Origin of the sequence: Pseudoalteromonas sp. SR41-8 (assembly GCF_014163915.1) — a bacterium.
Classification (GTDB): Bacteria; Pseudomonadota; Gammaproteobacteria; order Enterobacterales; family Alteromonadaceae; genus Pseudoalteromonas; species Pseudoalteromonas rhizosphaerae.
In genome coordinates this window covers 36,593-49,621 of sequence record NZ_JACJEE010000026.1, presented here as the reverse complement: position 1 = coordinate 49,621, position 13,029 = coordinate 36,593, and the positions used below count along the sequence as shown (strand labels likewise).

Below are 13,029 nucleotides of genomic sequence, written 5' to 3'. Positions count from 1 at the left end.
CACTAATCTAAATCGAATTTATAAAGAATATCAACATTTTGATACAGGCCACTGGTGATTTCAATGTATAACTGCGACAGTAACTGATAGCGTACTGCCACTTCACTGAGGGAGTCAAAAATCCCCACACTGTATTTCACTTGAATGCCTGGCGCAACGTAACCCGAAATTTCAACTTTGGTCTCTTCGCCGCTCCCCTTAGAGCTCAAACTCACATCAGATAAACCAAACGTTTCACCAACTTTAGAAACCATTCCTTCACTACGGCTCACCCCTTGTGCTAGCAACAACTGAGTTAACATCGCATCTGTTGAGCTATCACCTTCACCTAGTGGTTGACCATTTAACAAGTAAGCGAGTGATTGTGCTTGATCCATTGCTGGTTCAGAGAACACTTTGAATACAGGCTGATCGATATTGCCTGTTAAAGTGATCCCGGCAATAACATCATTAGCAGTATTGTCTGGATTACGGATCGCTTTAATATTTAAGTACGGCTTATCAATTGGGCCACTAAAACCAATTTGCCCGGTACGAATTATCAAATCTTGACCAAATGAACGATATGTACCTTGTCGTAAGTTCAATTCACCGGTGGTGATCATTGGCGTTTGTTGATCCATTTTAATCGCTAAATCACCTTCAATTTTTGACTCCAGACCAAAAGATTTTATACGCACATCGTTTTCAACAATTAGCTTTAAGTTTATATCGTAATCAAAAGGCACAGCTTGCGTTTGCTTGGTCTGCTTATCAATAATAATCTCATCATCACTGACTCGCACAGCGCCTTCTGGTAACTCTTCTATTTCTATTCGACCATACGGGACAACCACTTGCCCTGCTAGTTTAAAAGCATTATCAACTAAACTTATTTTTAGGTCTGGGGAGATCTTAAAAATCACTCCTTGCTGCGCACGCACGTAAAACTGCTCACCAAGTACCGCTAAGTTAACCGCAGGCTGAGTTCCTTGCCAATCAATATCACCGGTCAGTGCTAATTCACCGCCTTCAGCATCTTTTAACTTTCCTTCCAAGGTGGCTTTAGTTTTATCAAATGCGATACTAATATTTGAATCCACAATCGCGACTGGAAGTTGCTCGCCTTGTAAATTCACGTCGGAAATCTCAAGTTCACCATTTAACAATGGCGCACTGAGCGTGCCAGCTAACGCAATTTGCCCGCTAATACTGCCTTTTAATTGCTCTAAAGTACCCATAAAAGGCTGTAAATCGGTTAATAAAATCTTATCAATCATAAGTTGACCACGAAGCAATTGCTGACCAGTTAAATCTTCAGTATTGAGGTCAGCACTGATATCACCAATCACACTAGAGCTTAGACGAGCCTGCAATTGTGCATTTTGTTGATCCGCGGTGGCGTTAAGCGAAAATGTTTCTATTGGTAAACGATAGCGTTTATCTTCATTTATAAGCGTGGTCGCTAAATCATGTGAGCTGATTACTGCTGTTAAAGTTTGTAATTGAGTGTTTTGCCAATTCGCATTTAGTTGGCCGTTCAAGCCCCCTTCGGTAATAATATTCTCAGGTAATAAATGTTTTATCTCAGCTAGATCAAAATTATCCAGTTGCGCTTTAAACTGGCCTTGTTGGTTAGTTTGGCTAAGCTGCTCAACGCAAAGTTTGCTATTGTCACTTTGCCAGCAATGTTGCTGCACCGAAAAATCACCATTGTCGATGTTAAATTCAATTGCAACCGCCGGTTGTGCGCTAACGCGAATAACATTATCAGTAAGCATTACATCACTGACATGGCCTTGCCATAATTGATTAGTAAATTTACCAGCAACTTCAAATTGAGCTTCTCCGTCAGCGGCATCTAAATTAAATTGCAATTGATGATCAGCTTTATCGCCTGCTGCTGCAATAGTAAAACTGTTGATATGACGACCAGATACACTCGCATCTGTGAGCTTTAAACTCACATTGGTTTGCCAATCAGCGGCATAATTAAAGTCGGTCTTGAGCGCTAGATGTTCAATCGCAATATCAGCAAAGCTTAAATGACTGATGCCAACATCTAGATTGACTATCGGCTCCAACCGTTGCCCAGTTATAGCAAGCTTACCTTCACCAACACCGGTAAATTCGAGTTCATTTTGCTGCGCTTTATTTAAATGTAACAGCCCTTTAATATTCCACTGCTTAGTAATATCACCAGATAATGTAAGTTTATTCTCACCACTGGCAAGCTCAAACTTGTCAATGCTTGCATACAGTGAGTTATTTAAATCAAAGTCTGAGGCTAAGCTAAATGGTATATCGTTCAGCGTACCAGCTAGCTGAGTATTGGTCATTTTCAGCTGCCATTGCTGCTGCTCAGCACTGAAAACACCGTTAAATTGTCCTGAAAGATCACTTGTTAGCGCATCTGTTAGGTACTGGGCTTTCAAATGAGTTAATTGCCCTGAAAACTCACTATGGATACCTTCATCCCAACGCGCAGACGCTGTAATAGTGGCTTTACTCTCGTTCGCTAACAATGACAAGTCATCGACGTGGATCTGGGTTAGGCCACCTTTAAGAGAGGACTTTAACTGTACCTTAGGGTATGCCGCCAACTGACTTTGTGCTATTAGCTGTAACTTATAATCATCAGCATTACCTTTGCCAGTTAACTGCACATCACTAATCTCTAAAGCGTTGTTATCTACTTCAAGCTGCCACTGAGTAATATTTGCATTGACTGAAAAAGGAAAGTTTATCGTTTTTAAATCTGCGTTTATTTTTGCACTTAGCGGATATTGCCCTTGGGTGATTACATCTAGTTGCAAATCGTGTAAATCACCATCCACAGCCAAACTGAGCTGATGCTCTGGATTGTTAAGAGTTATTTTTGCCGTAACAGGCGTATCATCAACTAAGGTTGCTTTCAATTGGCTACTCAAATGCCATTGCAAATAATCAGCACTGAATGAAGGTAATATCAGTTGGCTTTTTGCAATTGAGAAAGCACCTTTAATATCTGTAATTTCATGACTTTGCTCACCTTGTACAATCGTTACTTTCGATACCAATAATTGCTCAAGTGTTGCTGCAAGCGGCGAGCTAAAATGGATGTCAGGTAACGCCGCAAGTGCAGTTAGTGGTTCGCTAGGAGGTGATTGAGTCTCTTTGAGCAGCACATCAACTTGAGCAATTGAGAGTGAGTTTAACGTCACAAGGGATTGCTCTGCCGAGGCTGACAGCGCAAATTTTGTCACTGTGACATCAGCGCTGGGATGAGCAAGCTTAAACGATGCAATTGCGATACGTTTAATCGAAATTGCTATCGGTAAACTGATCTCATCAGTACTACTGGCAACTGGCTGCTCTGGAACAGTCGCTTCATCATCAGCTAAATTTTGTGAAATATCGGGCAATATCAGTGCCATACTCTGCGCACTAATATTTTCGATGCAAATACCTTCACATCCCCACCAATATAGCTCGAGTTTTAGGTTTTTAGCATTAAAATCTAAGCCATCTTGTTGAAACTGCACATCAAATGAATCGTTATATAAAAAACGGCCATTGTTAATATCTATGTGTAAGCCATCGACTAGTTTATTTGCAGTATAGGCAATCAGCTGATTACCTGGTGCTGTAAATAATAAACAAAATACCAGCACGAATACCGAGGCGAGAAACACTGTGAGTACAGTGATGATTTTTTTCATTCTTGACATTAAATTTCAGGCCCTATGGTAATACTTAATCGTGTACTTTTACTTTCTTTAGTGAGTCCCCACGCGTGATCAATTCTCACAGGGCCTACTGGTGTTAAATAACGAATACCCAACCCAGCTCCCACTTCGACACGATCAGTAAAGTCATTGGTCGCTGTACCGCTGTCTACAAATAAGGCTGCTCGCCAACTCTCTGCAAATTGATAATTATATTCAACAGTACCTGTAATTAGATATTTACCACCAATCAAACGACCGGCTTCATCTTCAGGTGATATTGATTGATATGCAAAACCACGTACGCTTTGATCACCACCAGCATAAAAACGCAGTGAAAATGGTACGTTATCAATATCATCGACTAGCATTGCACCAATATTTGCTTTTAAAAAAATCAGATGTCGGTCAAGGTATGTTTGCAACCAAGCATTTTGTATCTGCATTCTGACGATATTTGTGGTTGAAAACATGTCCTTTAAGCCAAACTCTGCCGACAATAACCATTGATATCCTGATAATGGCGTTGTGCCTCCCTCTGTGACTTTTTTTGCGTAACTGAGCCCGGGCATTAACATTTTTGAGCTTTGCTCTGCATCACCAATTCGGTATGTTTCTCGATCGCGGCGTAAAAAGGCAGTACGAACCCAATTATCATCAGTCAACCATTGGCGTTGTAGTTGTCCAGTAAGGATTTTACTGTAAACGTCGTTAGTTAACTCATCTTCTAACTTGTAACCGACAGAAAAACGCCATAAATCATCATTTGGATCATCAACAGGAACTGTGTAACCAAGTGAAATATCTTGTTGGCGCTGCGACACATTTAAGTTGCTTTCAAGGTAGTGGCCATTTTCAGTGAGCCAAGGTTTGGACCATTTAAAACGCACTTTTGGACCAAGATCTGTACTGTAACCGCCACCTATTTCATAACTGTTGGCAGGTCGATGTAGTACGTCAACCCTAATAGGTACTTGCTTATTCGCACGATTAGCAATATCAGCGTAAACACGCACACTGGCAAAATAAGGTGTGGTTGAAAGTGCTAAGTTATACTCAGAAACCAAGGTTGCTTTATAAGCTTCACCTTGCTTAAATTTTGCAATTGAACGAATGTATTTCTCTGCTCGGGTTTCTTCACCTAAAACTAACTCACCAAATTGGTAGCGAATACCGGTGTCGATCGTTAAAATCACTTCAGCACTGTTATTCTTTAATGAAATTGCGAGTTGATGTGCTTGCCATTTAACATCAAAATATCCTAACTCAAGCAATTGTCCTTCAATTTTTTTACGCGCCGCGTCATAATTGCTGTGATTTAAAATATCTCCTTGCTTTAAATTAATACTATTGATGCTTTGCTTGAGAAGAGGGTCATCTTTACCATCACCTTGAACAGTGATACGTACATCTGCAATTCGTGTTACAGGTCCGCGCTCAATGGTAGCGACTAAGGTTTGTGTTTCATTATTATATTTTAACTTAATGGTCGGTTTATAATAACCGAGTGCTTTTAAGCTAATCGCCACTTGTTTTTTTGCATGACTTAACAAAGTGCTGGTTACTTTTTCACCATCTAGTTGTTTTAAGTACAGCGCAACGTTTTTTTCAAGATCGCCCTTTATACCATTAATTTCATAACTAGTTACCACTTGCGAAGCTGCAAATACATGAAATGAAAACAACAAAAATAAACCAACCGCAAAGCGAGTTAATATCCAACTAGGCAAGTAATTTCCTTACTTAAAAAAATTTACCGATAATGATTGAAATAGTACCATATTGAAGTGACTTCACGCAGTAACTCAAATGTGAAAATTAGTACGCTTATGTGCTTTATTTTGGTTACAATAGTCGATACTAATTTGAAATAATTTTATTGAGTTTTTAAATGCACTTTCCTGATGATGACAATGGCCAACTTTTAGCTGAAATCGCCGCTGCGGGTATAGATTTGGCGCAGATGCACAAAATTGATTTCTATATTTTATTTGAGCAAAAAGTAGATGCCGAAAAGTTTGCCACCGCGATAGCCGAAGATGAACTCTCCCCTGCCACCGAATTAGTGCAATGCACAGACACGGGTATTTGGGAAGTGGTAACTCAGGTCGAGATGGTGCCAGATCACACTTTACTTGGCCAAACAGAGCAATATTTAGAAAGTATTGCAAATGGCTATAACGGTTATGGTGATGGCTGGGGATTAATGGATGGCGACGACGCCTAAATCTAAAATCAGTTAAGCTTATTAATAGCTTAGCTGATTTGCCTTTCTAAAGTTACCTTGATAATCAAATAGTTTATCGGCAACCTTCCAGCCATATTTTTTACTCTTTCTAGCAATAACAAAATCCGGTGCAACAAGCTGCATCTGTCCAGCAATAACTTGTCCAGCTGACTTATATTCTGTGGGTGTTTGACCATTAGCAGTACGCTGAGAAAATTGTTTATTAAACGCATAACGGGCGCCGGACTTTGAGAAATCATAAATTTCATCGCAACTAGCACCATCTTCATCATAATAAGTAACTTTAATAATATGTTCGTTATTTGCGAGGCTAACAACACTTAAACCACTGCAACGTAATACCAATGCATCTTTTAAATTTAATGCAGCACGTAGTTTATCATCAGGATCAGCCATTACCTCATGGCAAGACTGGCACTGACGTGCGGCAATATCATTTTGCGCACCACACGCTTCACATTCTTTAAAGCGAAAACGGTAATCACATTGCTCTTTTGAGCCATCATCATCTTCGAGTAAACCTTGGCAGCGACGGCCAAAATGCTCAATCACTTTACCTTGTGTATCGGTTTTTCCCCAAAATATATTGGCAAAACCACAACCAGGGCAAAGTACTTGTACAGGCTCGTTATCACTATCGCCTTTTTTACTTCCTACTTCGGGGTAAAATAAGTCAAAGCCATTACCTGCATAATCAATTACCAAACACTCGGTTTTCCCTTCGCTTAAACGCAGGCCTCGACCAACAATTTGTTGGTATAAACTAACCGACTCTGTCGGGCGTAAAATAGCAATAAAATCAACATGAGGCGCATCAAACCCGGTGGTGAGCACAGATACATTGACTAAATACTTTAGTCGGCGCTGCTTAAATTCCATAATAATACGGTCACGTTCAGCGTTAGGAGTATCCCCGGTGATCAAAGCCGTTTGTTGTTCAGGCAAATAACCATAGACTTCTTTTGCATGCAGTACGGTCGCAGCAAAAATCATGATCCCTTGGCGTTGCTCGCTGTACTGAATAACTTGCTGCATAATAGCTTTGGTTGCTCTGCTATGCTTTTCTAGTAACTGGTTCATATCATCGGCTGTATAGCGTCCGAATGAATCACTTTGTAAAGAAGAAAAATCATAATGACTGATCGCCGCATCCACTTCCTTTGGTGCAGTCAAATAATGATGCTTGATCATATAACGCAGTGGTAGTTCAAAAATACATTCTCGAAATGGACTCGCTTTATCGCCTCGAACAAAACCATGATAATGACGATAATAAACCCAGCCCATTCCCATACGATAAGGCGTAGCGGTAAGTCCAAGTACTTTTAACTGCGGATTATATGCTTTTAGCGCAACGATCACTTTTTGGTACTGGCTATCTTGCTCACCACTGACACGGTGACATTCATCTATGATCACTAACGAATAATGTTCGTTAAGTTGCTCAAGATTGCGTGACAGCGATTGGATACTGGCAAACGTTACTTGATGTAGCAATGACTTTTGTTTTAAACCCGCAGAAAAAATACTCGCCTGAAGACCAAAGCTTTTATATTTTTCAGCATTTTGCTCAACAAGCTCTTTGACATGGGCAAGTACTAAAATTTTCTTTCTGGCAATTCGCGCTAACTCAGCGATCACCAAGCTTTTACCTGCACCCGTAGGTAATACAATTAAAGCAGGATCTGAAGTTTTACGAAAATGAGCGACTGTGCGATCAACCGCTTCTTGTTGATAGGGTCGTAGTACATACGTCATAGTAGCAACTTCGAAGGGGTCAAAAAAATAATGGAGTAATAAACTATTTTGTAAATAAAGAGGGGGTATACACCCCCTACAGTATTAAGCTAAGTGGTCGGTAAGTTCAACACCTTGGAATGCTTTAGGGCGTTTACCACGGCCAGTCCATTCAACAATTTCACCCTCAAACTCAATACGGTATTTAGGCATTACTTTTGTGCGTTTATCGTTGGCACCGTCTTGAAGATCATCAAGAGTAAGACCTTTTTCTTTCAACAGATCAAGTACTTCCTGTTTAGCTTGCTGCTGCTGCGTATATTTTGCAATCGCATCACCAAGTAATGCCTGTGCTTTTTCTAAGTCTGATAGACTCGCTGATTTAATAAAAGCTTTAACTTCTTTCATTTTTTACTCACTAAGTTGTAAAGTTATAAATTAGATATGATTCAACTAAATTATAAGCCTATTCTTTAAAATAGGCCAAGCTGATTAATCAGTTTTTAAGGATTTTATTTAAACGAGGATTAATCAATAAGATTAGTATAGTCATTTATTAAGGTTAAGTAGTTTATTATTCACTTTATCAGCGCTGAAAAATATACTTAACATGCTTAATTAACCTAAAGAGTATGCAATCCTTCTATTTAAAAACGAACGTTCAGTTTAATATTTTCGCAATTACATAAAATCATTTGATCACTTTATAATACAACTACATCGACGTTATTAGCGTTTCAAATCGCCATTTTAAACCAATATCATTAATATTTTTTTCAATACCAATGAAATAGGATTGATTTTCGTCAGCCCAAGATAAACTAGTGTACACATTATCGCTATTATCTTTAAGTACATAAAGGATCCCTGGATTGCTATTTACATAATAATTCACCGCGTCCGCATCGATATATACACCACTGCTTTGACTAAAACTAAACATTTTTATAATCACAGTACCAAACGTATCATTTTTGACAACCTGAGTTAACTGATCCCAGCCGCTACCGGCAATAAAATTTCCACCGACCATTCTACTAAAGGTAATAAACTCTTGCTGTAACAAGATACTGTCTAAGCTAACTGTATCGCCTGCAAATTGCTGCGACAAATTAGTTTGGTCTGCGATTGATTGCGCCGCCATAATTTCAGGTTTTAAACTACGCAGAAATAGTTCATGGCCATTTTTGTGCTCTGCAATCACTTTTTCAATATCTTTGATCTGAGATGTGTCCACTAACGCAAAACCATTGCTTTTAGTCTCTAAAGCAAGCCGTAAATAGCCTGTATCTTGGGCTGTATTAATTTTATCATTTTCGTGCAGTTCAATTGGCGTTTCTGTAAAAGAAAACACCTGAGCGCCCTGCTGTTGTGTTGAATGTTCTGCAAGAAAAGGATTAGAATTTAAATCGGGCTCATTAGCAAAAGCTACAACCGAGAATACAGCTATTAGAGTTGCATTGAAGATCACGTTACATTTTTTCATAATAGGCTCTTTATCCATAAAGAAGGCAATTAATGGTGATTAACTAACAATCAGTATAGTCGATTAAATACACAACTTGTACCTATATAATAAAATTATTATTTTGATTTATATCTCGATGACCGGTTATAAACAGCAGCCCTTACAGCGTGTGCCTCCTCTTGTAAATTAAGCCGCAGTAATAGTGCTAATATTTAATAATAACCTTATAGATACAAAAAAGCCCTGTACGTGCAGGGCTTCAACCATCTGAATAATATTAGTTTAAATGCTAGGTACTAATTTAATTGCGCCCTGCTCTACTTTCATATCTAAAGGTAATTTACTTAATAGCGCAACCTTAGGGTCATTCATATTTAGTTTATAAACTGGGTTTACAGCTAAAAATCCGTTAATAACTTTCATTGCTTCATCATCAAGTACCGCTAGGTTTCCCTTAAAACCGCCTGCGTCGATAGTTGAATCAAGCAATTTTACATTCCGTAAAAATACCGCCTTTTTCTCACTATCATAAAATGGCGCACCTTCTATTTGCAGCTTTAAACGCACTGGGTATTTAAGTGCGAAAGCATTTATAACAGCACTCGAATCTGCACCTAATAAGATTACATCACGATTATCAGGGCCGACATTCACGCTCAAATCATTCACATTAAACTGTACAGGTAATCCCATCAAGCTGACTTTTTCACTAAGTTTTGGTAATTGCTGGTTAAGTGCTGTTTCAATTTCACTGCTAGTAAATGAATAAACCGATACGCCGTTCGTGGTGTTACAAGCAGAGAGTAATAAGCAACTAATTAATAAAATATACTTCATTGTTTTTCCTTTACTATAATATTATCGTCAAAAACCAAATAAAAACAAAAGCCGCACAACGGCGGCTTTTATTTAATCTACAGCGCCCTAGATTATTTAAATGCTAAATACCGCTTTTAAACGTCCTAGTGTGTCAGCATCAACTGAACCTTGACCCAGAGCCAATAACTGTTTTAAGTAATAATGTAGATCAGCTTGTTCACCGCGATGCTTATCGTCAAGCATTGCAACCTGCTCAGCCATACGCGGTGCTCCCTCAGGACTGGCAACATTAGCTAGAATTTCCATTCTTAGCATCAGTTGTGTAATGGTTAAATGCGTATCAGCACCCCCTTGCCATTGTGCAGGGATTGCTTGCTGGTTTTCAAGCGCACTAAATAAAGCGCTAAAATCAGCCTGTGCTGCTTGCTCTGTCAGCACGGCTAATTTACCATCAATGTTAGCTAATAGCTTTTGCATGCGGTTATTTAGTTCTTTGCTCCCTTCAAGCGCAATTAGCTTAGTGCGTAAATCAAGTAATTGTGCTTTTTGATTAACCGCTGGTAATGCGTCTTCAAGTTCACTCAGTTGTGCTGCGATAACTGCGTTGTCGGCGGCTTGTTGCTGCTTATGCTGAGCAAACTCTTCACTGCGTTTAGCAAATGTCACATCGTTGCATTGACGGAATTTTTGCCATAATGCATTTTCAGCTTTTACACCCGCAAAGCCTATTCCCTGCCACTGCTGTTGCAGCTCTTTGAGCTGCTGACAAGCATCAGCTAAGTCTTCACTTACTGATAATTGCTGTGCTTGTTCAACTAGTGCATTTTTTGCTGCCGCGTTGCTTTTATGAAACGCATTCAACGCATTGAATACTTGCTGTTGCTGCGCTTTATATTGTGTTTGCAAAGCACGGTATACTTTTGGCTCTACATTACCAGCATTACGCCATACTTTATTGATACGATTGTATTGGCTTTCAAACTCTTTCCAATCAAACTCATCACTCGTCGTATCAGTATCAGCCAATGATTTCATCTGAGTGATAATCGCTTCGCGTTCAAGTTTCGTCGTTTCGCGCTGTTGTTCTAGTTGCGCAAAATGTTCACGACATGGTACAAATAATAGCTCTATCTTGTCATCAAACTCTTTACCTTGCGCCTGCTCTTGCTCGGTATCTAAACGCCCAAGCTCATTCCAACGACGACGTAATGTTTTCACTTCGTTTGCACGCGCCTTGGGATCTGTGCAAGGTTGATTGAGCAAACTGGTAATTTCAGTTAGTAGCTCTTCACGCTTAGGGGCAGACGCATACTTTTGCCAATCACGAGCATTTTCTAACTGCTGCTCAAGATCTGCTTTGACTTTTTCAAGACTTTGCTGACTAACTGGAGTTAACGTTTCATACAGCTCAATAAAGCCTTTAAACACACCAAATGCAACATTAAAACGGCCTTGTTCAATAAGGCGCTGAACATCGCGTCCTTTGCGAGTAGCTTGTTGCTGATTTTTTGTTAATGTATCACTAATAGGTGCAACAGCTTTATTCCAGCGTTGTTGTTGCTCATTTAATTGTGCTTTAAAAGGCCCTTGTAACGGCTTAGGTAACTGAGCTAAAGATGAATTCGCCGCTTTATACGTCTGCTTAAATTGGCGATTAGCCTCATCATAATTTGCTTGGTCAATATCGTCAGTGTTGATACTGCTCAAGTCTTTTAATAAAGTTTTAAAAACCCTGATCGCTTCACTAAGCTCTGGCAATTTAGCTACTTGCTTAAACAAACTTGTTAATCTGCCAGTCACTTGGTTTTTTTGCCCGCCGTCTTGCAGTTCGCTTTGTGTCAGTGTTTCCTGTGCTTGCGCAACTTTAGCTTCCAACCAATCTTGTTGTATTTGCTCTGGTGTTTCTAAACCAACTTGTAGCGCATTTTCAATTTCATCACTTAACGCTTCTAAATTTGCCAACGCCAATAATTGTCGTTGCTGCTGAGCTAACCGTTGTTGTTGTTGCTCATGCACAGCTTGTAATTGACTAACTAACTCATTTAATTTTTCGGTTAGTACGGTGTATTTATTTGCAACCGTCTCGCGTTGTTCTGGATTTAACCAAGTTAGATCAAGTGCCTGCCATTGCTGGGTTAACTCACCATATTGTTGAGTAACAAGCGCATAGTCTTGTTTTTCACGTAATGCATTAAGTTTTGCCAAAATAACACGAGTATCATTTTGTACTTTTAATGGCATTTCAATTGCTAAACGCTCATTTTCTATATGCGTCTCAAGGGCTAATTTTGCCTCATCATGTGCATGCTTAACTAAGCTTTTCACTAATTGATGGGTGATCACTTGCTCAACAAGGTGCACTTGTAGTTCGCTTGAACCTTCTTTGAACGCCTTTTCAACTAACTTAGGATTAGCCAAACGTTTTAATAGCTTCGCTCGTACTTGCAGTTCTTTTTCTGCAAATGCAAGTTTTTCAAGCGTTTTTACCGGAGCAAAACGCTCTATGTATTCGTTTTTAATTTGGCTAGATAAGTTACTTTCATCACTCAGTACGGCATTTGATATATGCTGCTCTGCTAATTCTTTTAAACTTTGATCTTGTTTATACGCCTGCCACCACAGCACTAAATCATTGACTTTATTAAGCGCTTTTTTACGGATCTCTGCTGAACTATCTTCCAGAGCTAATGCATTTAAAATCGTCGCATCACGCTCTACATCTAGCTTTTCAATTGCCTCTAAACGTACTTGTTGCTTTGGGTGCTTCCACTTCGGGGTAAAAAGGTGTTTAAAGATCATTTTCACTAAACCTTGCTATTTCGTTGTCTGCGGTAAATTCTTTTTGCAATTGTGCTTTGGTTTTTTGCACCATTTCACCATTAGAACCTATGGTGAATTGCTCATTTGTTTGCGCTACTTTTGCTTGGTAAAGCATAACTAATTGCACTGTCTGCTGCTTTTGCTCGTCACTGAGTACCGTGCCATCAGGCCACTTACCTGTTGCTGCACCATACTGAAGGCGTTCGAATAATTCTGGGGTAATTGTTTTTACGAGATTATCGATGTTCATG

Annotated in this window: 9 protein-coding genes; 1 reads left to right on the top strand and 8 read right to left on the bottom strand. The window is 39.4% G+C overall.

Annotated features, from left to right (window positions below):
• Nucleotides 1-2: 2 nt before the first annotated feature.
• The gene (locus H5162_RS15875) at nt 3-3,689 is read right to left on the bottom strand and encodes a translocation/assembly module TamB domain-containing protein (protein ID WP_182778970.1); all 3,687 of its coding nucleotides are present in this window, start codon (nt 3,687-3,689) and stop codon (nt 3-5) included.
• Nucleotides 3,689-5,374 carry an autotransporter assembly complex family protein gene (locus tag H5162_RS15870; protein WP_257326364.1) on the bottom strand — a complete coding sequence of 562 codons (1,686 nt, stop codon included), beginning with the start codon at nt 5,372-5,374 and terminating at the stop codon, nt 3,689-3,691. The genes H5162_RS15875 and H5162_RS15870 overlap by 1 nt, the downstream gene beginning before the upstream one ends.
• A 203-nt stretch (nt 5,375-5,577) precedes the next feature.
• Here H5162_RS15870 and H5162_RS15865 point away from each other — a divergent pair, with 203 nt between their 5' ends.
• A complete protein-coding gene (locus H5162_RS15865; protein ID WP_182731907.1) occupies nt 5,578-5,913 on the top strand; it encodes a ribonuclease E inhibitor RraB in 336 nt (111 codons plus the stop codon).
• A 21-nt stretch (nt 5,914-5,934) separates the two neighbouring features.
• On the opposite strand, the gene H5162_RS15860 is transcribed toward H5162_RS15865, so the two are convergent.
• The 6 genes from H5162_RS15860 to H5162_RS15835 form a co-directional block, all read right to left on the bottom strand.
• On the bottom strand, nt 5,935-7,692 hold the full coding sequence (locus H5162_RS15860; RefSeq protein WP_182758680.1) for a DEAD/DEAH box helicase: 1,758 nt from the start codon (nt 7,690-7,692) through the stop codon (nt 5,935-5,937).
• A gap of 84 nt (nt 7,693-7,776) precedes the next feature.
• The gene (locus H5162_RS15855; protein ID WP_145241611.1) at nt 7,777-8,079 is read right to left on the bottom strand and encodes an H-NS family nucleoid-associated regulatory protein; all 303 of its coding nucleotides are present in this window, start codon (nt 8,077-8,079) and stop codon (nt 7,777-7,779) included.
• Nucleotides 8,080-8,386: 307 nt separating this feature from the next.
• Nucleotides 8,387-9,157, bottom strand: a complete 771-nt coding sequence (locus tag H5162_RS15850; protein ID WP_182778968.1) for a hypothetical protein — start codon at nt 9,155-9,157, stop codon at nt 8,387-8,389.
• Between the two features lie 264 nt (nt 9,158-9,421).
• On the bottom strand, nt 9,422-9,976 hold the full coding sequence (locus H5162_RS15845) for a DUF1439 domain-containing protein (RefSeq protein ID WP_182731905.1): 555 nt from the start codon (nt 9,974-9,976) through the stop codon (nt 9,422-9,424).
• A 96-nt stretch (nt 9,977-10,072) separates the two neighbouring features.
• Nucleotides 10,073-12,757, bottom strand: a complete 2,685-nt coding sequence (locus H5162_RS15840) for a DUF349 domain-containing protein (protein ID WP_182778965.1) — start codon at nt 12,755-12,757, stop codon at nt 10,073-10,075.
• Nucleotides 12,747-13,028: a YeaC family protein gene (locus tag H5162_RS15835; RefSeq protein WP_182731903.1), complete on the bottom strand. Its 282-nt coding sequence runs from the start codon at nt 13,026-13,028 to the stop codon at nt 12,747-12,749. Before H5162_RS15835 ends, H5162_RS15840 begins: the two co-directional genes overlap by 11 nt.
• Nucleotide 13,029 lies beyond the last annotated feature (1 nt).

Coding starts and splice junctions, on each gene's coding strand:
- H5162_RS15875 (WP_182778970.1), bottom strand. CDS start 3,689: ATGTCAAGAATGAAAAAAATCATCACTGTACTCACAGTGTTTCTCGCC.
- H5162_RS15865 (WP_182731907.1), top strand. CDS start 5,578: ATGCACTTTCCTGATGATGACAATGGCCAACTTTTAGCTGAAATCGCC.
- H5162_RS15860 (WP_182758680.1), bottom strand. CDS start 7,692: ATGACGTATGTACTACGACCCTATCAACAAGAAGCGGTTGATCGCACA.
- H5162_RS15855 (WP_145241611.1), bottom strand. CDS start 8,079: ATGAAAGAAGTTAAAGCTTTTATTAAATCAGCGAGTCTATCAGACTTA.
- H5162_RS15850 (WP_182778968.1), bottom strand. CDS start 9,157: ATGAAAAAATGTAACGTGATCTTCAATGCAACTCTAATAGCTGTATTC.
- H5162_RS15845 (WP_182731905.1), bottom strand. CDS start 9,976: ATGAAGTATATTTTATTAATTAGTTGCTTATTACTCTCTGCTTGTAAC.
- H5162_RS15840 (WP_182778965.1), bottom strand. CDS start 12,757: ATGATCTTTAAACACCTTTTTACCCCGAAGTGGAAGCACCCAAAGCAA.
- H5162_RS15835 (WP_182731903.1), bottom strand. CDS start 13,028: ATGAACATCGATAATCTCGTAAAAACAATTACCCCAGAATTATTCGAA.